The following is a 19,553-nucleotide window of genomic DNA, read 5'->3' on the forward strand; positions in this document are numbered from 1 at the left end:
GTTGCCGTGCCGCCTCGGCGGCACGGCAACCGCGATCCATCACACGGCAGTGGCCGGCGCGGTCCCAGGTCCGCGCCTCGACGATCTGTCCTGCGGCACCTGGGCGAGCTCGTCGCCAGGTCCGCGCCTCGGCGATCTGTCCTGCGGCACTTGGGCGAGCTCGTCGGCCAGCCGTTGCATGAGGGCGGCCAAGGTGCCCCGATCGGTGTCGGACCAGCCGTCGAGCGCGTTCTCGAACAGGCGCACGCCGGCCCGGTCGATCGCCTGCAGCCGCAGCCGGCCCTCGTCGGTCGCGGTGAGCAGGACCGCTCGCCGGTCGCCCGGGTCGCTGTGGCGGGTGACGACGCCGCGCTCTTCGAGACGGTGCACCTGGGGGGTGACCGTCGACTTGTCGACGCCGTGCCACGAGGCGAGATCCGAGACGCGGACCGGGCCGTGCCTCACGATCATCCGCAGCAGCGTGATGTCGTTGGTGGACAGGGTCTGCGCCGCGGCGCCGAGCAGCGACCGGCGGACGTCGCCGCGATGGGCCCACCACAGCAGGGTCGTGAACGCGTCCTGAACCCGTTCGGCGGGTCGGGTGTCGTCTGGGAGCACGTGCCGGAGGTTACCACTAGTTGGTTTGCCCAAACCAACTATGTGCGATATGGTTGGGCCATACCAACTATCGGAGGGTGGCGAGCAGTCGTGGTCACCACGGCAGTCCTGATCCGCAGCACGTATCCGGCCGGAGAGTCCGTCCAGGAGTTCGGCAGTTTTCGCGAAGCCGAGCGCATGGCGGGCCGGCTGTCCGAGGCAGGGTTCCCGGTCCAACGGGTCCGTGTCGTCGGGACCGGTCTGCGCGCCGAGCCGGCGACCGCCCGCCCCGACAAGACCGGTCCCGACAAGGCCGGCCGCCACAAGACCCGGGCGGCGCTGCTCGGTGCCGGCCTCGGCGCCTGGCTGGGCATGCTCACCGGGCTGGTGCTCGGATTGTTCATCGCCGGGCCGGCCTGGCTGAGCGTGCTGCTGGGCGGCCTGCTGATCGGCGCCTTCCTCGGCGGCCTCACCGGGTTGCTGACCCACTGGGCCGTCGACAAACGGACTGACCACGCGGGCACGAGCGTGATCCGGGTGCAGCGATTCGCCGTCGAGGTCGACCCGGCCTGAGCCATCGCGACGCCAGGTCCGCCGACCGCACCGCAGGGGAGGCTGGGCGTGCGGCGGCGGTTGACACCGCAGGACCCGAGACGACATGTTCATCCTGGAGGCGACTCATGGAGCTGCAGAGAACCGCACTGCCCGGGACGGGCGTGGCGTACTCGCTCGCCACAGCCGAGGGGCAACACATCGGCGTGGTGGCTCACCTGAGCGGCCGGCGGGACCTGATCTCCTACGACCCGCAGGACCCCGAACGCGTGCTGCACAGTGTGGCGCTGGACCAGAGCGAGGCCCGGACAGTCGCCCATCTGCTCGACCTCCCGGTCTTTGTGGACCAGGTGACTGCCCTGGCCCGCGGGCTCGACGGCGTGGAAGCCGTGCGCATCCCGGTCGCGGCGGGTTCGCCGTACTGCGGGCGCAGCCTGGGCGACACCCGCGCCCGTACCCGCACCGGCGCTTCCGTCGTGGCGGTGGTCCGCGACGGCCGGGTGATTCCTTCACCCCGGCCTGATTTCGAGTTCCGGCCGGACGACGGCGTCGTGGCCGTCGGCGACGACGCGGCCACGGCCGCACTGCGGGAACTGCTGATCAACGGCTGACCCGCCGCCCGGTGGGCACCGGACCGATGGACGCGTACGCGCCATCCGCGAGACCGCGGGTGGAGGAGGGACGACGCATGCTCGTACTGCTGACGGTTCACCTCATCGCGGCGATGCTCGCGCCGCCTTTGGTGCGGTGGCTGGGGCTGCGCGCGTTCTACCTCCTGGCCCTCGTGCCGGCCGCCGGGCTGGGCTGGGCGCTGACCCACACCGCCGGGATGCGCGAAGGAGGTGCGGTCGCCGAGGTGTACCCGTGGGTCGGGCAGCTCGGCATCGAGCTGGCCTTCCGGATGACCACGCTGTCCTGGCTGATGGTGCTGCTCGTCGGCGGCGTGGGCGCGCTCGCCCTGGTCTACTGTGCCCGCTACTTCACCGCCGCTGAGCCGGGGCTGGCCCGCTTCGCCGGGGTCTTCGTCGGATTCGCCGGTGCGATGCTCGGCCTGATCGTCTCCGACAACCTGATCGTGCTGTACGTCTTCTGGGAGCTGACCACGGTCTTCTCCTACCTGCTGATCGGGCACGACCCGAGCAGCCGGTCCGCCCGGCGGGCCGCCCTCCAGGCGCTGATCGTCACCACGCTGGGCGGGCTGGCGATGCTGGTGGGCATCATCATGCTCGGCGAGCACGCCGGCACCTACCGCTGGTCGCAGGTGGTGGGCGCACTGCCGGACGGCGGCTACCTCGCGGTCGCGGTGATCCTGCTGCTGCTCGGCGCCCTCTCCAAGTCGGCGATCTTCCCGTTCAGCTTCTGGCTGCCCGCCGCGATGGCCGCACCCACGCCGGTCAGCGCCTATCTGCACGCGGCGGCGATGGTCAAGGCCGGCGTGTTCCTGGTGGCCCTGCTCGGCCCGGCGCTCGCCGACGCCGCGTCCTGGCGTCCGGCAGTGCTGATCGCCGGCACCGTCACCATGCTGTTCGGCGGATGGACGGCGCTGCGTCAGCACGACCTGAAACTGCTGCTCGCGTACGGCACCGTCAGCCAGCTCGGTCTGCTGGTCGTCGTCCTCGGGGCCGGCTTCCGGGACGCGGCCCTGGCCGGGGCCATGATGCTGCTGGCGCACGCGATGTTCAAAGCAGCCCTCTTCTTCGTGGTGGGCATCGTCGACCACGCCACGGGCACCCGCGACCTGCGCGAGCTCAGCGGCCTGCGGCGTTCGGCCCCGGCGCTCTGGGTGGTCGCCGTCCTGGCCGCGGCCTCGATGGCCGGCGTGCCGCCGCTGGCCGGTTTCGTCGGCAAGGAAGCCATCCTCGAGGCGTTCCTCCACGGTGGCTGGTGGGAACAGCTCGTGCTGGCCGGCGTGGTCAGCGGATCCGCGCTGACCGTCGCGTACACGTTGCGTTTTCTCTGGGGTGCCTTCTTCGACAAGCCGGCAGTGGCTCCCCGCCCGGTCCATCGGGTGTCCTGGGCCTTTCTCGCACCGGCGGCGCTGCTGGCGGCCGCCGGCCTCGTGGCCGGGCTGGGCGCCGCGCCGCTGGACGGCCTGCTGGCCGGTTATGCCGACCTCTATCCCGATGAGGGCGGCTACCACCTGGCCGTATGGCACGGTCTGACGCCGGCGCTGGCCCTGTCCGCGCTGGTGCTGGCCGGCGGTGCGGCCGTGTTCGGGCTGACTCTGCGGACCCGGTGGTGGCGGCGGCTGCGGCTGCCGGTGGACGGAGTCACCGGCTACGAACGGTCGGCCGACGGGCTGGGCCGGCTCGCGGTCGAGGTCACCGGGGCCACTCAGCGCGGCTCGCTACCGGTCTATCTGGGCACCATCCTGCTCGTGCTCGTCGGGCTGGGCGGCGGTGCCCTGGTGGCGGGCCGGCCCTGGCCCGGCCGGTTCCACCTGTGGGACAACCCGCTGCAGCTCGTCCCGGCGGTCGTGCTGGTCGTCGCGGCCGTGTTCGCGACCCGGGCCCGGCGGCGGCTGGCCGCGGTGGTCCTGGTCGGCGTGACCGGGTACGCGACCGCGATCCTGTTCGTCCTGCACGGCGCGCCGGACCTGGCCCTGACCCAGTTCCTGGTCGAGACCTGCACGATGGTGATGTTCGTGCTGGTGCTGCGCCGCCTGCCCGGGCACTTCTCGGTACGCCCCCTGGTGGCGAGCCGGCGCATCCGGGTGGCCATCGGGGTCGCGGTCGGCACGGTCGTCTCGGGCCTGGCCTACGTCGCCACCGCGGGCCGTCAGGCCACCGCGATCTCCACCGCCTTCGGAGAACCGGCGGTCTCGTACGGCGGCGGACGCAACGTGGTCAACGTGACCCTGGTCGACATCCGGGCCTGGGACACGATGGGGGAGATCTCCGTCCTGCTGGTCGCGGCCATCGGGGTCGCCAGTCTGGTCTTCGGCGGCTCGCAGCGGCTCCTGCGCCCGCGGCGGCCACCACCGCCGACCCCGCCCCGGGGTCAGGTCTGGCTGATGGCGGGCCACACGCTCGACGCGGGCCTGCGCTCACCGATCCTCGAGGTGGTCACCCGCCTGGTGTTCCACACCATCGTGCTGTTCTCCGTCTACCTGCTGTTCGCCGGGCACAACGCGCCGGGCGGCGGCTTCGCCGGCGGTCTGGTCGTCGGGCTGGCACTGGTCCTGCGCTACCTGGCCGGCGGCCGGCACGAGCTGGACGCGGCCGCGCCGGTCGACGCCGGCGCGGTGATGGGCACGGGCCTGTTCATCGCGCTGGGCACCGGTCTGACCGCCATGGTCCTCGGTGGCGAAGTGCTGCAGAGCGCCCTGCTGGACTGGCACATTCCGGTGCTCGGGCACGTCCACTTCGTCACCTCGTCGATCTTCGACGTCGGTGTCTATCTGGTGGTCATCGGCGTGATCCTGAACATTCTGCGCAGCCTCGGCGCCGAGATCGACCGGCACGAGCAGGCCGAGCGCGTCGCGGCCGAGGCCCGGCCGGAGGAGGAACTGGTATGAGTCCCAACCTGCTGTTGGTGATCGTCGTCGGCGTGCTCTTCGCCGCCGGCGTCACCCTGCTGCTGGAACGCAACCTGACCCGGGTCATCCTCGGCATCACGCTGCTCGGCAACGGGGTGAACCTGCTGATCCTGCTGGGTGGCGCGTACGGCGGACCGCCGATCGTCGGCCTCACCGCCGAGGGCGAGATGAGCGATCCGCTGACCCAGGCGATGATCCTGACCGCGATCGTGATCACGCTGGGCATGACCGCCTTCCTGCTGGCCATGGCCTACCGCAGCTGGCTGCTGACCGGTCACGACGACGTGCAGGACGACGTCGAGGACCGGCGGATCATGCAGCGGGCCGAACGGGACCAGGGCCTGGAGGACGAAGACGTCCCCACCGCCGAAGGGGCCCCACGATGACCTGGCTGGTTCCGCTGCCGGTGGTCATACCGCTGGTCGGCGCGGCTGTGACGCTGCTGCTGCGGCGGCATCCGAACCTGCAACGGTCGGTGAGCCTGCTCGCCCTCAGCGCGACCCTCGCCGTTGCCGTAGCACTGCTGGCACTCACCGCGGGCGGGGGACCACTGGTCGTCAACGTCGGTGGCTGGGCCGCCCCGCTGGGCATCGTGCTCGTCGCCGACCGGCTCGCGGCACTGATGCTCGTGGTCTCCGCCGCGGTGACCCTCTGCGTGCTCGTGTACTCCATCGGTCAGGGCATGGCCGACGGGGACGACGCTACGCCGGTGTCGGTCTACCACCCGGCGTACCTGATCCTCACCGCCGGGGTGACCAACGCCTTCCTGGCCGGTGACCTGTTCAACCTCTATGTCGGCTTCGAGATCCTGCTCGCCGCCAGCTACGTGCTGATCACCATCGGTGCCACCGAGAGCCGCATCCGCGACGGCACGACCTATGTGGTGGTCAGCCTCCTGTCGTCGTTGATCTTCCTGACCGCGATCGGTCTCATCTATGCCGCCACCGGCACGCTGAACCTCGCGCAGCTCGCCGGCCGGCTCGACGCGCTGCCCGACAGCCTGCAACTGGGCCTGCAGAGCATGCTGCTGCTCGCCTTCGGGATCAAAGCCGCGGTCTTCCCGCTGTCGGCGTGGCTGCCGGACAGCTATCCGACCGCCATCGCGCCGGTCACCGCGGTCTTCGCCGGCCTGCTGACCAAGGTCGGCGTCTACGCGATCATCCGCACCCAGACGCTGCTGTTCCCCGACGGCCCGGCCTCCGGCATCGTGCTGGTGGCCGCGCTCCTCACCATGATCGTCGGCATCCTGGGCGCGGTGGCGCAGTCCGACATCAAGCGGCTGCTGTCCTTCACCCTGGTCAGCCACATCGGATACATGCTGTTCGGGATCGGGCTGGCCACGGACGCCGGGCTGTCCGGCGCCATCTTCTACGTCGTGCACCACATCATCATCCAGACCACGCTGTTCCTGGCCGCCGGGCTGATCGAACGCCGGGGCGGCACCACGACCCTGGACCGGCTCGGCGGGCTCGCCCGGCTGGCCCCGGTCCTCGGCGTGCTGTTCTTCCTGCCCGCCCTCAACCTCGCCGGCATCCCGCCCTTCTCCGGCTTCCTCGGCAAGCTCGGGCTGCTGCAGGCCGGGGTCGCCGCCGACGGCGTGCTGGCCTGGCTGCTGGTCGGCGGCAGCGTGGTGACCAGCCTGCTCACCCTCTACGCGATCGGCCGCGTCTGGAACCTGGCCTTCTGGCGTACGCCCCGCGAGCAGGAACCAGCCGCGGCGAGCCCCGTCACCGGCCGGGTGCTGCCGCGGCTGATGGTCGGCGCGACGCTGGCGCTCGTCGTGCTGGGCACCGGTCTCACCGTGGTCTCCGGACCCCTGTTCGACGTCACCAGCCGGGCGGCGGCGGAGCTGCGCGACCGTGAGCCGTACGTCCGCGCCGTCTTCGGAGAGGAGTCACCATGAGCCGGACAGCGCCGGCGACGGCCGGGCCGGTGCCGGCCCGTACGCGATGGCGTGACCGCATCGTGACGACGGCCGTGCTGGTCACCGGATGGATGCTGCTCTGGGGTGTCTTCTCCTGGGCCAACCTGATCAGCGGGCTCCTGGTCTCGGCCGTCGTGCTCGCCGTCTTCCCGCTGCCGCCGGTGACCTTCGCCGGGCGTCCGCGTCCGCTGGGCCTGCTGCGCTTCGCCGGGCGGTTCCTCACCGACCTGGTCGCCGCCAGCGGGCAACTGGCCGTGCTCGCGTTCCGGTTCGGTCACCAGCCCCGCAGCGCCATCATCCGGGTGCCCCTGCGCGTCCCGTCGGACCTGATCCTCACCCTGACCGGCGAGGCCGTCTCGCTGGTGCCCGGCAGCCTCATCGTGGACACCGACCAGGCCTCCACGACGCTGTACATCCATGTCATCGGGGTCTCCGACCGCGCCGCCGTCGAGAAGTTCCGCCGCAGCGTTTACGAGACCGAGGCGCGCATCGTCCGGGCCATCGGCTCCGATGCCGAGATCAGCCTGCTCGACGGCCCGGCCCCGGCCGGAAGGGAGCACCATCCATGATCATCGTCGGTATCACCGTGTCCGCGCTGCTGTTCGCAGCGGTGTCCCTCGTGCTGGTGCGTATCGTCCGCGGACCGACCACCCTGGACCGCATCGTCGCCGTCGACGTGCTGCTCGCCATCGTGGTGTGCGCGATCGCCGCCGAAGCCGCCTACACCCGCGACGCGACGTCGCTGCCGATTCTCGTCGTCCTGTCGATCCTGGGCTTCATCGGCTCGGTCAGCGTCGCCCGGTTCTCCCCCCGGAGCCGGCGATGACCGTGCAGACCATCGCGGACATCCTCGCCGGCGCCTGCCTGATCTCCGGCGCCCTGCTCAGCCTGGCCGCCGGCGTCGGCCTGCTGCGCTTTCCCGACCTGCTCTCCCGCATGCACGCGGCGACCAAACCCCAGGTGCTGGGCCTGCTGCTCATCCTCGCCGGTACGGCGTTACGGCTGCAGAACACCATCGACATCACCACCCTGGTGCTGATCGGCGTCTTCCAGCTCGTCACCGCACCGGTCGCCGCGCACATGATCGGCCGGGCGGTCTACCGGTCCGGGCAGGTGCGGGCCGACCTGCTGGTGGTCGACGAGCTGGCCGACGACCGCACGAACGGGGGACCGGAACCGCGGCATCGGCCCCCGGAGCGCTAGCTGCCGTACCGGTCGAACGGGACCGTCCAGTCGCCCAGGCCGTTCCAGATCGGGAGCTCGCGCGGGGTGTTCTTGACGTCGACGATGTCGCCGACGAGGAAGTTGTTGTAGACCCACTTGGCGTCGGCCGTGGTGAGGTTGATGCACCCGTGCGACAGGTTGGCCCGGCCCAGCGAGCGGTTCCACGGCGCGGCGTGCAGATACTCGCCGGAGTAGCTGATCCGGGTGCAGAACTCGATGTTCTCCGACACGTAGTAGTTCGGGTCCTTGGGGTCGGTCACGCCGTAACTGGCCGAGCTCATCGTGTGCTTGCGCTTCTTGCCCAGCACGACGTGCGGACCGCCCGCCGTCCAGTAGCTGATCCGCTCGCCGTTCGCCCCGGTCGTGCCGCCGCCCTTGCCGAGGCTGCTCTTCATCGTGCGGACGAGCTTGCCGTTGATGTAGACCTTGGTCAGGTGCGTCCGGTTGTCACTGACGGCGATCAGCTGCCGGCCGATCCGGAAATTCGTGGACGCGTTCTTCGCCCCGTAGGTCGTCTTGCCGAGCTTCACGCCGTACATGTTGACGCTGACCTTGATGGTCGTCCCGGCGGCCCAGTATTTCGCGGGCCGCCAGTGCACGGTCTTGTCGTCTTTCCAGAAGAACTTGCCCTTCACCGCGGGCAGGGTCGTGATCTCGATGGCCTTCTCGGCCGCCTTCTTGTTGACGGCGCGGCTGAACGCGACGATCACCGGCTGCCCGGCACCGTACGTTCTGCCCTCTTTGAGGGCGAGCATGCCGTTGGCCTGGAACGTGACCCGGGCGACGTTCTCCGGCTTCAACGTGGTGAAGGTGGTGGTCTCGGTGGTCGCCTTGCCGGCACTGTCGGCGGCGGTGACGGTGACCGTGTACTTCTTGCCGTACGCGAGGTCCTCGCTCGACTGCCAGGTCCCGTCGTCCTGCATCTTGCCGTCGATCTTGGCCTTACCGGCGGTGACGGCGACCGACTGGAGCTTGCCGTCCGCGGCGCTGACGACGATTGGCTTCACCGGAAGAACATCGGCGTCCCCGTCCGCCGGCGTCACGGTCAGCTTGACGGGCGTAGCGACCGCCTGCTCGATGTTCGCTGCCGGCTCAACCCAGCCCGCGTTGTCGTCCGCCTTGCCGGACGAGGAACACCCGGCCGCCGTGGCAACCGCGGCCATGCCCACCGCGCCGATGATCACCTTGCGTCGCTGAATCATTACTCTCACATTCGAGGGAAGCCGACCGGCGCCATCCAGGGCCCTGCCCTCCTAGACGGGAGCGGGGCCCGAAACGTTGCGTCCGTCTTCGAAAGAGGATCATCTTGACAGATCTGGATCCCGGCCGGTAGCCCGGATCGATCGACGGTGTGACTACTCATTCGGGAACATCGATCATCAGGTCGTGGTAGTCGCCGATCGAGAGCAGCACCGTTCCGTTCGCCATGAGCTCGTAGTCCCACAGCTTGTGTTCGGGGTCGAACGACTCGACAGACACCTCCAGCCGTAGGAACAGGGCCCTCGCGGCCGGCGTCATGGGGCCGACGATTTCGATGGCGTCACGCATGCCGCTCCATGGGCGTACCTGCGACGCCGGCAGTTCCATGAGCTCCGCCCGGCCGTAACTGAGCTGTCCGTCACCATCAGGCATGTGGGCCCGGAACTCGTCGGCGCGGTCCAGGGCGTCGGTGAGCAGCTTCCGCCACTCGGGGTCGGGCACGGAACCGACGTACTCTCTCGTCATGCCGTGATCGTCTCCTGCGCCGCCAAGCGGCCGCATCCCTGATTCTCGGTGGCCCGCTCGGCCCGTCGCGGCTAACCTCACCGCGACGTTGTTGTCGACGATGGCCTGGGTGCGCCGCGAAGTGCCCTACCTGATGACTGCTGATCCGAGGAGCCTGGTCGCTCCGGAGCGGTGAGCCCCGCGATCCGGGTGCGGTCCGGCAAGGACCTTCGAGCCGCCCGCCGGCGCCGTGAACATCGCTGCTGGGGACATCTGATCGCGGCGGCGTTGTGGCCGATGCACGGGACGAACCTCGGCACACTTCTGCGCACCTGCGACGCGGTGGGTGCCTGTCTGGCCGTACCGCCGTACCGATGGGTTGATGAAGCCCTCGCGCGGGGCAACACGCTGCGCCGGCCCACCTGCGTGCACCGGGTCGGGGATCCGGCCGGCTGGCTGGCGGCCGAGCGGGCCGGCGGCTCGCGCATCGTCGGCGTGGAACTGGCCGACGAAGCGATCCGGCTGGCCGATGTCCCCATCGCCGACCGCCGGACCGTCATGGTCCTCGGTCACGAGGCCACCGGCCTCCCACCTCAGGCCCTCGACCTGCTCGACTACGCGGTGGAGATCCCCATGGTGGGAACCGGCCACAGCCTCAACGTCGCCGTCGCCGGCTCCCTGGTGCTGTACAAACTCGCCGGACTCAGCTGACCACTCATCGGACGTAGTGCCGGAGCCGCACCGCCTCTCCGCGCGGACCGCTCCAGGTTGCGGTCGTCGTGTGCGTGTACCGCCATCCGGTGGCCTCGGAGAACGCGGCTGCGGGGGAGTCCGGCTTGTCGACGACGTGGAGGATCAGCCGGCCGCCGGCCCAGACGCTCACGTGGTCCAGCAGGGCACTGGCGACCTTCAGGCGCCGGGCTGCGGGCGCCACGAACAGGCGCGTGACCTCCCGGCCGTTCTGTACGGCGACGTGCCCGTCGATGACACCGGGTGAGCTCTGGGCGACCCAGGCCTGGTCGAGCTGCGGCTGGTCCAGCCAGGCTCGGGGATCCGACGGCCATTTCATCGGATAACCGTCGGCCAGGCGCACCTCACGCAGCACTTCCACACACTGGTCGAGGTCCTCGGACCGCCGGGCTCGGATGGTCAGGGGCCGGATGGTCAGGTTGCTCACCCGCCCATCATGAAGCACCGCCACCCCGTCCCGCGAAACGATCGGCCGGCCCCGACGGTTGACGGAGTCCTGCTCATCGGCAATAGTAAGGCGCGTGCCTAAGTATCACGATGATCTCGACGCCGTGCTCCGCGCGCTTGCGGATCCGACGCGCCGGGCCGTCGTGGAACGGCTGGCCAAGTCACCGGCCGTCGTCTCCGAGCTCGCGGCCCCGTTCTCGATGGCCTTGCCGTCGCTCATGCAGCACCTGCGCGTTCTCGAGGACGCGGGGCTGATCACCTCGGAGAAGCACGGACGCGTCCGCACTGTCAGCCTGCGACCGGGCGCCCTCGACGTCCTGCACCTGTGGCTCGACGAGCAGCGCACCCCGGCGGAACGGCAAGCCGACCGGCTCGGCATTCACCTGACCCGTACCAACCCGAAGGAAACCTGACATGACCCGTGTTCGTATCGACCTTTTTGCCTCGCTCGACGGTTACACCTCGGCCGGCCAGGCCCCGGACAATCCGATGGGGGAGGACTGGGGGCCTCTCACGGCGGCCTGGGCCGCAACCCGGACGTTCCGTGAGCGCGTTTTCGGCGACACCAGCGGCGCCGGCACGACCGGTGTCGACGACGCGTACGGCGCCGCGCACTCCGAGGGGATCGGTGCCGAGATCATGGGTGCGGCCATGTTCGGGCTGCACACGTTCCCCGACGACCCGGACTGGAAGGGCTGGTGGGGTGACGAGCCGCCGCACGGCACCCCGGTCTACGTCCTGACCCACACCGCACCGCGTCCGTCGATCCCGATGGCGGGTGGCACCACGTTCCACTTCCGCAGCGCGGCCATCGAGGACGTGCTCGCCGAGGCGACCGAGGCGGCCGGCGGTCTCGACGTACGCGTCGGCGGCGGGGTGAGCACCGCCCGCGACTTCCTGCGCGCCGGCCTGGTCGACCACCTGCATGTCATGATCGCGCCGATCGTGCTCGGCCGGGGCACCCGGCTGTGGGACGACCTGCGCGGCCTCGAGACCACCCACAAAGTGACCACGGAAGTGGCCGAGAGCGGCACGATCCACGTCACCTTCGCGCGATAGGACCCACCGATGACGATCGAACGCCGGCTCGCCCGCTCCGGGTTCAGCCTGACCCGTGACTACCCGGTTCCCGTCGCGCGCGTCTGGGACTCGTTCGCCGAGGAGAAGCAGAAACTGTCCTGGTGGGGCGCCGGCGATGCGATAGAGCCCCGCGAGTGGGCCTTCGACTTCCGCCTGGGCGGACGCGACGTCGCCGAGGGCAAGTTCCACAACGGACCGCTTTCCCGGTACGAGGCCACGTACACCGACATCGTGGAGCACGTCCGTATCGTCACGACGTACGACATGTGGCTCGACGGCACCCACATGTCGACGTCGCTGGCGTCGCTCGAGTTCGACTCGATCGACGACGGCACCCGGTTCACGCACGTCGAGCACGGCGTGTTCTTCGACCAGTTCTGGGCCGACGGGCCCGAGCGCGAGAGAGGCACCCGGGGCCTGCTCGAAGCTCTGGGCCGATACCTGGGGTGACGCCTGGCGTCGGGATGGGGTTCCGTACCAGCCAGAGCTGCGGTGGCCTTGGACGCGCTCGCCGCGGAGCGATGGTCCGGCCGCTGCGCGTTCCTGCACGAGGCCGCCGCCTATCTCCGGGGCTCCACCGGCGACACGTAGGGAGACACGAATGATGCAGCTCTGGCTTGAAGCGCAGCTGAACGTCGACACCAGCCGCGGCCCGCTCGGCGACGCGGCGTACGTCTGGTTCGACACGCTGACCCGGGCGCTGACCCCCGCCGAGCGGGCCGAGCTGGCCGGCCTGCCGGCGGCCACGCGGATCAACCCGCTGGCGGAGGGTCCGCAGGGCGAGCCGGGCAAGCTGTACGGCCTCATCGAGGTCGACCGTTCGATCGGCGGCGGCTACCCGACCACCGAACGTCGCCACCTTTCTGACGAGGGCTGGGAGTGGTTGCGGGGCGAGTTGGCCGACCTGCCGAAGAACGTGACGGTGTGGATCGGCCGCTTCACCGGGAACGGGTTCCTCGGCGGTCGGTTGATGGTCGCCAAGGCGTGGCCGGTGCGTAACACCCCCGGCTGGCTGGTCCTGGACGCCCAGGTGGTGGCCGACCAGTTCACCGACCCCGGCTCCGGACGGGCCGAGCAGCAGCGGTGGCTCGGTGCGATCCGGCAGGCCGCGGACCGGCTCAACCCGAGCTTCGGACAGATCGACTACTGGCGGGACAAGGGCACTACCGCACTGGAGAGATGGTCCACCGGGCTCGCGCGGGACGCGCAACTGGCAATTCCGCAGACCCGGGAGCGGCTGCGCGGCTACTCCTGGCTGACGATCGCCTCGCAGGAGGTCGCGGAGAAGCTCGGCGGTGCCGCTGCGGTGGCCGCGACCGGCGCGTTCGCCGAGGTTGAACCCCTCACCGAGGGCGGGCTCTGGCTCCTGGCCACGGAGGACTTCGCCGACTACGGGATGAAAGCCGCGGAATCGGTGTTCCACGCGGTGGCGCCGGCGCTGCCGCCCGGCATGCCCCGGCAGCGCGACAACTACGGCGAGCCGCCGACGTTCGTGGTGATAGCCGACCCGTCCGATCGATGACGCTGACCCTGGCTGATTGATGTCGGATCCGGGCCGCGCCGTTCGTAGCTACGGTGAACACCGCCCACCAGGGCGTCGTCACGACCACGGGAGGTGCCGGCCGATGTTGCATCCACAGGTCAAGGTTCACCGTATGTTCGAGCTCGTCGAGCCGATCGCCACCGTCACCTTCTCGGAGGGGCCGAACGAGGCGTTCCTGGCCGTGGGCATGCGCAACTACTGGGACGGATACTTCGCCGGCCGGGCGGCGCCGCTGGGGTTGGCACCGGCCGAGGTGGTGCACGCGGTCTTCTACAACTTCGCCGACGGTGAGGTGGCCCGCCATATCCCATGGGTCTGGGGAAAGGTCACCCCGCAGGAGGCGATCGCCGTACGCGAGCGGGGCAGCGCTGCCGCGCTGCGCCAGCTGATCGGGGACCTGGCCGACTCGCCAGGTCTGGCGCGGGCCGCTGACCTCGCCACCCGGGCGTCGGTCAGCGCGCCGACCGAGGGCCGGGTGCTGTACGCCGGGCTCAAGGCACTCAAGGTGCCGGATGAGCCGGTGGCCCGGCTCTGGCACGCGGCGACGCTGCTGCGCGAACACCGCGGGGACGGCCACAATGCCGCCCTGGTCACGCACGGCATCGGCGGCACCGAGGCGCACGTGCTGCTCGCTCTGTCACTCGGCATGAGGGCGCAGGAGTTCGGCCGGATCCACCACCTGCCGAAGGCGCAGCTGACCGCTGTCGTCGACGGGCTGCGGGGCCGTGGCCTCGTGGATGCCGCCGGCGGGTTCACCGACGCCGGCCGGGAGATCAGGGGGCGGATCGAGGCCCTCACCGACGAACTGGCGGCGCCGGCGTACGACGTGCTGAGTGCGGACGAGTTCGACGAGCTGATCGCGGAACTCGAACCGATCGCCGCCGCCCTACAGACCGCCGACAACTGAGCGGCGAGGGCGCAGGCGGTGGCGGTGCCCGCCGAAGCTGCCGGCGGGCACCGGACCGCGCTACCGGGCCCTGAGGGAGCCGAGGGTGAGCCAGCCGGACGTGGTGTCCTGACCGGTGTTGGCGAAGCGCAGCGGAATACCGCCGGACATGGGATTGGGCAGGCGCATGACGATGTCGTAGCGGCCCGGGCGCAGGCCCCGGGTGTTGATCCGGGACGACAGCTGGGTGGGCTCCTCGCCGGGCTGGATGCCGGCCACGGTCCAGCGGGTGGGCCAGCGCCGCACGACGTGGCCCGAGCGGTCGACGGCGGCGAGCTCGACCGGCCAGTCGTAGTAGAACGGTGCCGCGCCGCGGTTCGCGATGCGTACCGACACCCGGTCGCGGGTCAGTTTCGCTTCGGTGACGGTCAGCTCGTAGCCCAGCGACTTCGCCCCGGCTACGGCCCGCTGGTACTTGTCGCCGGTGAAGCCTGTCCCCGTGAACGCGGCGTGGTTGATCAGCCAGGAGGCGTGGGTCTGGGCCACGGATGCGGTGTAGTCCTCGTACTGCGTACAGCTGACCGGCTGGTCCCACAGGCAGGACTGGATCTCCGGGCGCAGCTCGCCGCCGATGGGTTGGCGGCGCCATTTGTCCGTGACGCCTTCGTCGATCAGCCGCTGGACGAAGTGCCAGGACGTGGGGGGCAGGGTCTCGAAGGCGAACGAGTCGTCGTGGTAGCCGATGTCGAGGTTCTTGTTCTGCGCGCTGGGATAGCGGGCCAGCAGCCGGGTCTCGTCGAACGCGGCCTCGTAGCGGTGCAGGATCCGGGCGAGGATGTCGTCGCCCGGCATCCAGTTCTCCGGCTCGGTCGTGCCGTCGTGCGGCCAGGTGTGCCACTCGCCCCAGAAGCCGATCAGGCCCAGCGTGATGAAGCCGATCCGCGGATCGCCGTCGTAGCGGCGGCCGAGGGCGGAGATGAAGGTCTCCAGGGCCGCGACCAGGCGGGGGTCGTTGTAGTCGGGGGCGACGCTGACGCCGTCGTTGCCGAAATCGGTGTACGGGCGGGTGAGCAGCCCCTGGTCGAGCAGGTACCGCGGGATCCCGCTGGGCCGGCCGGGATAGTCGAGGTAGAACCGGAACACGCCCTGGTGTCCGCGGCCGGCGATGGCGCCCAGCTGCGTCTCGAACGCCGCCCAGTCGAACTTTCGCGGTCCGGTCATCACGTCGCTCAGCGGCAGGTAGAACCATTCCATGCTGTGCGGGAAGGTCTGGTAGTCGCCGGCAAAGGGCAGCAAGCCTTTGAGGGGGTTGTCCGCCGGGGCGGAGGCGTAGGACAGCGACGTCCACGCCGGATTCGCGACGGCCGGCGTGCCGGCGGTCAGGGTGAGGGCGGTCAGGAGGGCGACGACGGCGCGTCTTGATCTGCGCATGTGGGTTCCTCAGTCGAAGGCGGTCGGGGAGGGCGTCAGCCGACGGTGATGCGGTCGATGTCGGGGGCCCAGCCGGTGGGGTTCGCGATGGTGATGGCGGTGGTGCCTACGGGCAGGCTGAGCGTCACGGTGGTCGAGCCGACGGTGTTCCAGTCGGCGGTCGGGGCGAACGTCACCGTCTGCCCGTTGACCACAGCCGTACGGGTGACCGCCGACGAGTAGTGGATGGTCACCGGCCGCGCCCCGCCGGTGCCTCCGGCGACACCGTTGACGGTCAGCGCCGCGCCGTTGCCGATGTAGCCCACCTTCGAGCCGCCGGAGCAGGCCGCGCAGGCCGCCACGACGGCGCCGTTGGTCAGGGTGTTGCCCGCGGCCTCGGCCTCGTAGCTGACCGGGGAGCCGCCGTTCGAGGAGCCGACGGTGACGGTGCCGAGGCCGAGCCAGCCGTCGGACTGCTGGGTGGCATTGGCGAAGCGCAGCTTCTTGGCGTTGGCGGTGACGGACTCCAGCGGGTTCTTGACCCGCAGCACCCACTGGTAGGTGCCGGCGGCGACGCCCGAGAGGTTCACGCTGTGCTGGAAGTACTGCCGGTGGCCGAAGTCGCGGTAGCTGGGGTCGGCGCCCGCGTTCCACTCGGGGAAGTTCCGGATCGTCAGCGGCTGGACGGTGCGCAGGTCCCAGGGGGTGTCCCAGGTGCCGACGACGGTGCCGGCGCTGTTCTTGAGGCCGAGGGTGATCGTCCAGGGGTAGTAGAAGGGCGCCACGCCGGTGTTGGCGATCCGGACGCCGACCTTGGCCGTGGCGCCGGCCGTGTTGGTGTAGTAGGCGTTGTCGACGCTGAGGTTGTAGCCCATCAGCCGGACGGCGGCGGCCACGTTCGCGTCGCCGGCGGCGTAGTTGCCGCTCTGCTCGTTGATCATCCAGGTCGGGTGCAGCAGCTCGATGCAGGCCTTGAGGTTGTCGACGGCTCCGGAGCCGCCGGGCCAGTACTGGAACGCGGTGGACTGGATCTCCGGCCGCAGCTCGCCGCCGATCGAGTTGGTGATCCACTTGTTCTCGATGCCGGCGGCCAGGGTCCGGGTCAGTTGCGAGTACGACGCTCCGCCCAGCGACGCGGGCAGGGTCACGCCCTGCAGCGGTGAGCCCTCGCGGTAGCAGAACGAGTCGTCGTGGTAGCCGATGTCGCGGCTGTTGGCGGCCCCGCCCGCGACGTCCGGGTACCGGATCTCCAGCTTCGTACGGTTGAAAGCGCTGTCGAACGCGGCGACGAGCTGGGCACCGTTGGCGTCGGTGGGCATGTAGTTGGGCCGCCCGTCGGCCGTGTCGGTGTCGTAGGGCCAGGTGTGCCACTCGCCCCACAGTCCGACCAGTCCCAGGTGGATGAACCCGAGCCGGGCATCGCCGTCGTAGCGGGCGCCGAACGCGGCGATGAAGTTCTTCAGCGCGGTGATCGCGAACGGGCTGTCGTAGTCGGGGTGGGTGACGTTCCAGTAGGTGTCGGCGCGGTTGGCCACGTTGCCGTTGAAGCACGGCGGGATGGCGTTGGCGGGGTGGGTGCCGGTGCCGCCGGGGTAGGTCAGGTAGATGCGGATCGCCGCCTGATTACCGTTGGTCGCGGTCTCGGCCAGCATGCTGTCCACGATGGACCAGTTGTAGCTGCCGCAGCTCGACGCGCTGGTCATGATTTCCGACAGGCCGAAGTATCCCCAGGTCAGTGAGTGCGGATAGCCGACGTTCTGGCCGGCGCCGGGGGAGTAGAACTTCGCCCACCCCTTGAGCGGGTTGTCGACCGGGCCGGGCGCCGCGGTCAGCGGGTGGGCCTGGAGTGCCGGGTCAGGGGTGGCAGGTGCCGCCGGGCGGGGCGGTGGGCCGGCCGGGGCGGCGTGCGCACCGGCCGGGGCGAGCAGGACCGATGCGGCCCCGATGAGGGTGACGGCGAGAGCGGCCAGGGCGGGGCGAGCTGACTTCATGGGGATCTCCGATGGGGGTCGGGAGGATCAACGTTACGGGCTCATTTCGAAGAGGTATTGACAAAATATTGAAGGTCTACATCATTATTCGAGAACGGGGCGGCTGGCAAGAGCCAACCCGGATCCGGATATGAGGCGACCGATGAGCTCGACGAAACAGCGCGACGACCGTCGTGCGGCGTGGTGGTTCCTGCTGCCGGTGGCGGCGGGTTTCGTGATCTTCTACGGCTATCCGGCCGCCCGCGGCGCCTGGTACTCGGTCACCGACTACACCATGCTCAACACGCCCTCGTTCGTGGGCGAGGAGAACTACACCAAGCTGCTGGCAGACGACCAGTTCTGGCACTCCCTGCGGGTCACCGCCTGGTACGTCGTCCTCAACATCGTCTCCCAGACCGTGCTGGCGCTCGGCATCGCGGCACTGATGCACCGGTTGACCGGCTCGGTGCTGTTACGGGCCACACTGCTGGTGCCCTGGCTGATCCCCAACGTCACCATCGGCCTGCTCTGGATGTGGCTGCTCGACACCAACCTGGGATTCGTCAACCACCTGGTCACCTCGTTCGGCCTGGCCCCGGTCGGCTTCCTCACCGACGCCACCCTGGCCATGCCGTCGGTCGCCGGCATCAACACCTGGGCCTACACCGGCTACACCGCCCTGCTGCTGTACGCCGGCATGCTCCAGATCCCGCAGTACCTGTACGAGAGCGCCGCGATCGACGGCGCCGGCGAGTGGCGGATGTTCCACCGCATCACCCTGCCGCTGCTGCGCCCGGTGCTGGCGCTCGTGCTGGTGGTCTCGCTGATCGGCTCGTTCCAGATCTTCGACACCGTCGCGGTCACCACCCAGGGCGACCCGGCCTCGGCCACCCGCGTCATCTACCTCTACATCTACGAGCAGGCGTTCAAGTACTTCCACCTGGGATACGCCGCCGCCGCGGCCGTCTGCCTGGCGCTGATCCTCGGCGTGTTCACCGCCGTCCAGATGCGCCTGCTGCGTGCGTCCCGCTCGGACCTGGCGTAAGGGGCCTGACACACATGCGCAAGACCTTCAGTCCCGGCCGGTTGCTGGCGTGGACGCTGCTGGCCGTGGTCATCGTGGTCACCGTCTTTCCGTTCTGGTGGATGGTCCGCACGGCGCTCACCCCCGCCGCCGACCTCTACACCGACAACGCCGGCCTGTTGCCGCACGATCCGACCCTGATCAACTTCGCCCGGGTGCTGGGCCTGACCACCGAGGCCGAGGCGCGCGCCGCCGGCGGTTCCGGCGCGCAGCTGCACTTCGCGCGGTACCTGCTCAACTCGGTGGTCTACTGCACGTTGATCGCGGTGTGCCAGACCCTGTTCTGCGCGATGGCCGGCTACGCCTTCGCCCGGCTGCGCTTCCCCGGCCGCGACCTCACCTTCGCCGTCGTGATCAGCGCCCTCATGGTGCCGCCGATCTTCACGCTGCTGCCCAACTTCGTGCTGGTGAAGGATCTCGGCCTGATCAACACCATGGCCGGGATGGTCGCGCCGTCGATCCTGATGACCCCGTTCGCCGTGTTCTTCCTCCGCCAGTTCTTCCTGTCGCTGCCCCGCGACGTGGAGGAAGCCGCGATCCTCGACGGCAACGGCCCGTGGGGCGTCTTCTGGCGCATCGCCCTGCCGATGAGCCGGGGCCCGCTGATCACCATCGGGATGACCACGACCGTCTGGGCCTGGAAGGACTACCTCTGGCCGCTGCTGGTCGGCCGGGGCGAGGACAACCGCCTGGTCACCGTCGCGCTCGGCGTGTTCCTGCAGCAGTCGCCCAACACCCAGCCGGACTGGACCGGGCTGATGGCCGCTTCGACGCTGTCGGTCGTTCCCGTGCTCGTGCTGCTCGGCTTCGTCGGCCGGCGCCTGGTCCAGTCCCTGAACTTCACCGGCAGCAAGTGAACCCCCAA

At 70.0% G+C, this 19,553-nt stretch carries 22 protein-coding genes; 16 read left to right on the forward strand and 6 right to left on the reverse strand.

Annotated elements, in window-relative coordinates; genetic code table 11:
* Positions 1–39: 39 nt before the first annotated feature.
* Entirely contained in the window at positions 40–597 is a 558-nt protein-coding gene (locus tag ACQP2Y_RS15655) for a MarR family winged helix-turn-helix transcriptional regulator (RefSeq protein ID WP_433728731.1), read from the reverse strand.
* Positions 598–687: 90 nt separating this feature from the next.
* Between ACQP2Y_RS15655 and ACQP2Y_RS15660 the strand changes: the two genes are divergently transcribed.
* The 8 genes from ACQP2Y_RS15660 to mnhG all read left to right on the forward strand — a co-directional run bounded on the left by ACQP2Y_RS15660 (position 688) and on the right by mnhG (position 7,793).
* Positions 688–1,149, forward strand: a complete 462-nt coding sequence (locus ACQP2Y_RS15660; RefSeq protein WP_433728733.1) for a hypothetical protein — start codon at positions 688–690, stop codon at positions 1,147–1,149.
* A 107-nt stretch (positions 1,150–1,256) separates the two neighbouring features.
* On the forward strand, positions 1,257–1,739 hold the full coding sequence (locus ACQP2Y_RS15665) for a cation:proton antiporter regulatory subunit (protein WP_433728735.1): 483 nt from the start codon (positions 1,257–1,259) through the stop codon (positions 1,737–1,739).
* A gap of 77 nt (positions 1,740–1,816) precedes the next feature.
* A complete protein-coding gene (locus tag ACQP2Y_RS15670) occupies positions 1,817–4,645 on the forward strand; it encodes a Na+/H+ antiporter subunit A (RefSeq protein ID WP_433728738.1) in 2,829 nt (942 codons plus the stop codon).
* Positions 4,642–5,052, forward strand: a complete 411-nt coding sequence (locus tag ACQP2Y_RS15675) for a Na(+)/H(+) antiporter subunit C (RefSeq protein WP_433728740.1) — start codon at positions 4,642–4,644, stop codon at positions 5,050–5,052. Before ACQP2Y_RS15670 ends, ACQP2Y_RS15675 begins: the two co-directional genes overlap by 4 nt.
* Positions 5,049–6,569 carry a Na+/H+ antiporter subunit D gene (locus ACQP2Y_RS15680; RefSeq protein ID WP_433728742.1) on the forward strand — a complete coding sequence of 507 codons (1,521 nt, stop codon included), beginning with the start codon at positions 5,049–5,051 and terminating at the stop codon, positions 6,567–6,569. The genes ACQP2Y_RS15675 and ACQP2Y_RS15680 overlap by 4 nt, the downstream gene beginning before the upstream one ends.
* Positions 6,566–7,159: a Na+/H+ antiporter subunit E gene (locus tag ACQP2Y_RS15685; protein WP_433728744.1), complete on the forward strand. Its 594-nt coding sequence runs from the start codon at positions 6,566–6,568 to the stop codon at positions 7,157–7,159. The genes ACQP2Y_RS15680 and ACQP2Y_RS15685 overlap by 4 nt, the downstream gene beginning before the upstream one ends.
* A complete protein-coding gene (locus ACQP2Y_RS15690) occupies positions 7,156–7,416 on the forward strand; it encodes a monovalent cation/H+ antiporter complex subunit F (RefSeq protein ID WP_360556738.1) in 261 nt (86 codons plus the stop codon). Before ACQP2Y_RS15685 ends, ACQP2Y_RS15690 begins: the two co-directional genes overlap by 4 nt.
* Entirely contained in the window at positions 7,413–7,793 is a 381-nt protein-coding gene (gene mnhG / locus ACQP2Y_RS15695) for a monovalent cation/H(+) antiporter subunit G (protein WP_433728746.1), read from the forward strand. Before ACQP2Y_RS15690 ends, mnhG begins: the two co-directional genes overlap by 4 nt.
* On the opposite strand, the gene ACQP2Y_RS15700 is transcribed toward mnhG, so the two are convergent.
* Together ACQP2Y_RS15700 and ACQP2Y_RS15705 are read right to left on the reverse strand one after the other, a co-directional pair.
* Positions 7,790–9,016, reverse strand: coding sequence for an Ig-like domain-containing protein (locus ACQP2Y_RS15700; protein WP_433728748.1), 1,227 nt, complete (start codon positions 9,014–9,016; stop codon positions 7,790–7,792). The genes mnhG and ACQP2Y_RS15700 overlap by 4 nt on opposite strands.
* Before the next feature lie 157 nt (positions 9,017–9,173).
* Positions 9,174–9,539: a hypothetical protein gene (locus ACQP2Y_RS15705; protein WP_433728750.1), complete on the reverse strand. Its 366-nt coding sequence runs from the start codon at positions 9,537–9,539 to the stop codon at positions 9,174–9,176.
* Positions 9,540–9,815: 276 nt separating this feature from the next.
* Here ACQP2Y_RS15705 and ACQP2Y_RS15710 point away from each other — a divergent pair, with 276 nt between their 5' ends.
* On the forward strand, positions 9,816–10,229 hold the full coding sequence (locus tag ACQP2Y_RS15710) for a TrmH family RNA methyltransferase (RefSeq protein WP_433728752.1): 414 nt from the start codon (positions 9,816–9,818) through the stop codon (positions 10,227–10,229).
* Positions 10,230–10,233: 4 nt separating this feature from the next.
* On the opposite strand, the gene ACQP2Y_RS15715 is transcribed toward ACQP2Y_RS15710, so the two are convergent.
* On the reverse strand, positions 10,234–10,695 hold the full coding sequence (locus ACQP2Y_RS15715; RefSeq protein ID WP_433728754.1) for a GNAT family N-acetyltransferase: 462 nt from the start codon (positions 10,693–10,695) through the stop codon (positions 10,234–10,236).
* Between the two features lie 94 nt (positions 10,696–10,789).
* Here ACQP2Y_RS15715 and ACQP2Y_RS15720 point away from each other — a divergent pair, with 94 nt between their 5' ends.
* From ACQP2Y_RS15720 to ACQP2Y_RS15740, 5 genes are all read left to right on the forward strand, one after another.
* Positions 10,790–11,128 carry an ArsR/SmtB family transcription factor gene (locus tag ACQP2Y_RS15720; protein WP_433728756.1) on the forward strand — a complete coding sequence of 113 codons (339 nt, stop codon included), beginning with the start codon at positions 10,790–10,792 and terminating at the stop codon, positions 11,126–11,128.
* A 1-nt stretch (position 11,129) separates the two neighbouring features.
* Complete coding sequence (locus ACQP2Y_RS15725; protein WP_433728758.1) at positions 11,130–11,774, forward strand: dihydrofolate reductase family protein; 645 nt, start codon at positions 11,130–11,132, stop codon at positions 11,772–11,774.
* Between the two features lie 9 nt (positions 11,775–11,783).
* Positions 11,784–12,245, forward strand: a complete 462-nt coding sequence (locus ACQP2Y_RS15730; protein ID WP_433728760.1) for an SRPBCC domain-containing protein — start codon at positions 11,784–11,786, stop codon at positions 12,243–12,245.
* Between the two features lie 151 nt (positions 12,246–12,396).
* Positions 12,397–13,317: a hypothetical protein gene (locus ACQP2Y_RS15735; RefSeq protein WP_433728762.1), complete on the forward strand. Its 921-nt coding sequence runs from the start codon at positions 12,397–12,399 to the stop codon at positions 13,315–13,317.
* A gap of 133 nt (positions 13,318–13,450) precedes the next feature.
* Positions 13,451–14,245, forward strand: a complete 795-nt coding sequence (locus ACQP2Y_RS15740) for a MarR family winged helix-turn-helix transcriptional regulator (RefSeq protein ID WP_433728764.1) — start codon at positions 13,451–13,453, stop codon at positions 14,243–14,245.
* A gap of 60 nt (positions 14,246–14,305) precedes the next feature.
* Here ACQP2Y_RS15740 and ACQP2Y_RS15745 read toward each other — a convergent pair whose 3' ends face one another.
* Both ACQP2Y_RS15745 and ACQP2Y_RS15750 read right to left on the reverse strand, forming a co-directional pair.
* Positions 14,306–15,655 (reverse strand): DUF4832 domain-containing protein, encoded by a 1,350-nt coding sequence (locus ACQP2Y_RS15745; RefSeq protein ID WP_433728767.1) that lies wholly within the window; start codon positions 15,653–15,655, stop codon positions 14,306–14,308.
* 35 nt (positions 15,656–15,690) lie between these two features.
* Positions 15,691–17,625 (reverse strand): DUF4832 domain-containing protein, encoded by a 1,935-nt coding sequence (locus ACQP2Y_RS15750; protein WP_433728770.1) that lies wholly within the window; start codon positions 17,623–17,625, stop codon positions 15,691–15,693.
* Between the two features lie 142 nt (positions 17,626–17,767).
* Between ACQP2Y_RS15750 and ACQP2Y_RS15755 the strand changes: the two genes are divergently transcribed.
* Both ACQP2Y_RS15755 and ACQP2Y_RS15760 read left to right on the forward strand, forming a co-directional pair.
* Positions 17,768–18,649: a carbohydrate ABC transporter permease gene (locus tag ACQP2Y_RS15755; RefSeq protein WP_433728772.1), complete on the forward strand. Its 882-nt coding sequence runs from the start codon at positions 17,768–17,770 to the stop codon at positions 18,647–18,649.
* Between the two features lie 14 nt (positions 18,650–18,663).
* Positions 18,664–19,545 carry a carbohydrate ABC transporter permease gene (locus tag ACQP2Y_RS15760; protein ID WP_433728774.1) on the forward strand — a complete coding sequence of 294 codons (882 nt, stop codon included), beginning with the start codon at positions 18,664–18,666 and terminating at the stop codon, positions 19,543–19,545.
* Positions 19,546–19,553: the final 8 nt, after the last annotated feature.

Origin of the sequence: Actinoplanes sp. CA-051413, assembly GCF_050955795.1 — a bacterium.
Lineage (GTDB): Bacteria > Actinomycetota > Actinomycetes > Mycobacteriales > Micromonosporaceae > Actinoplanes.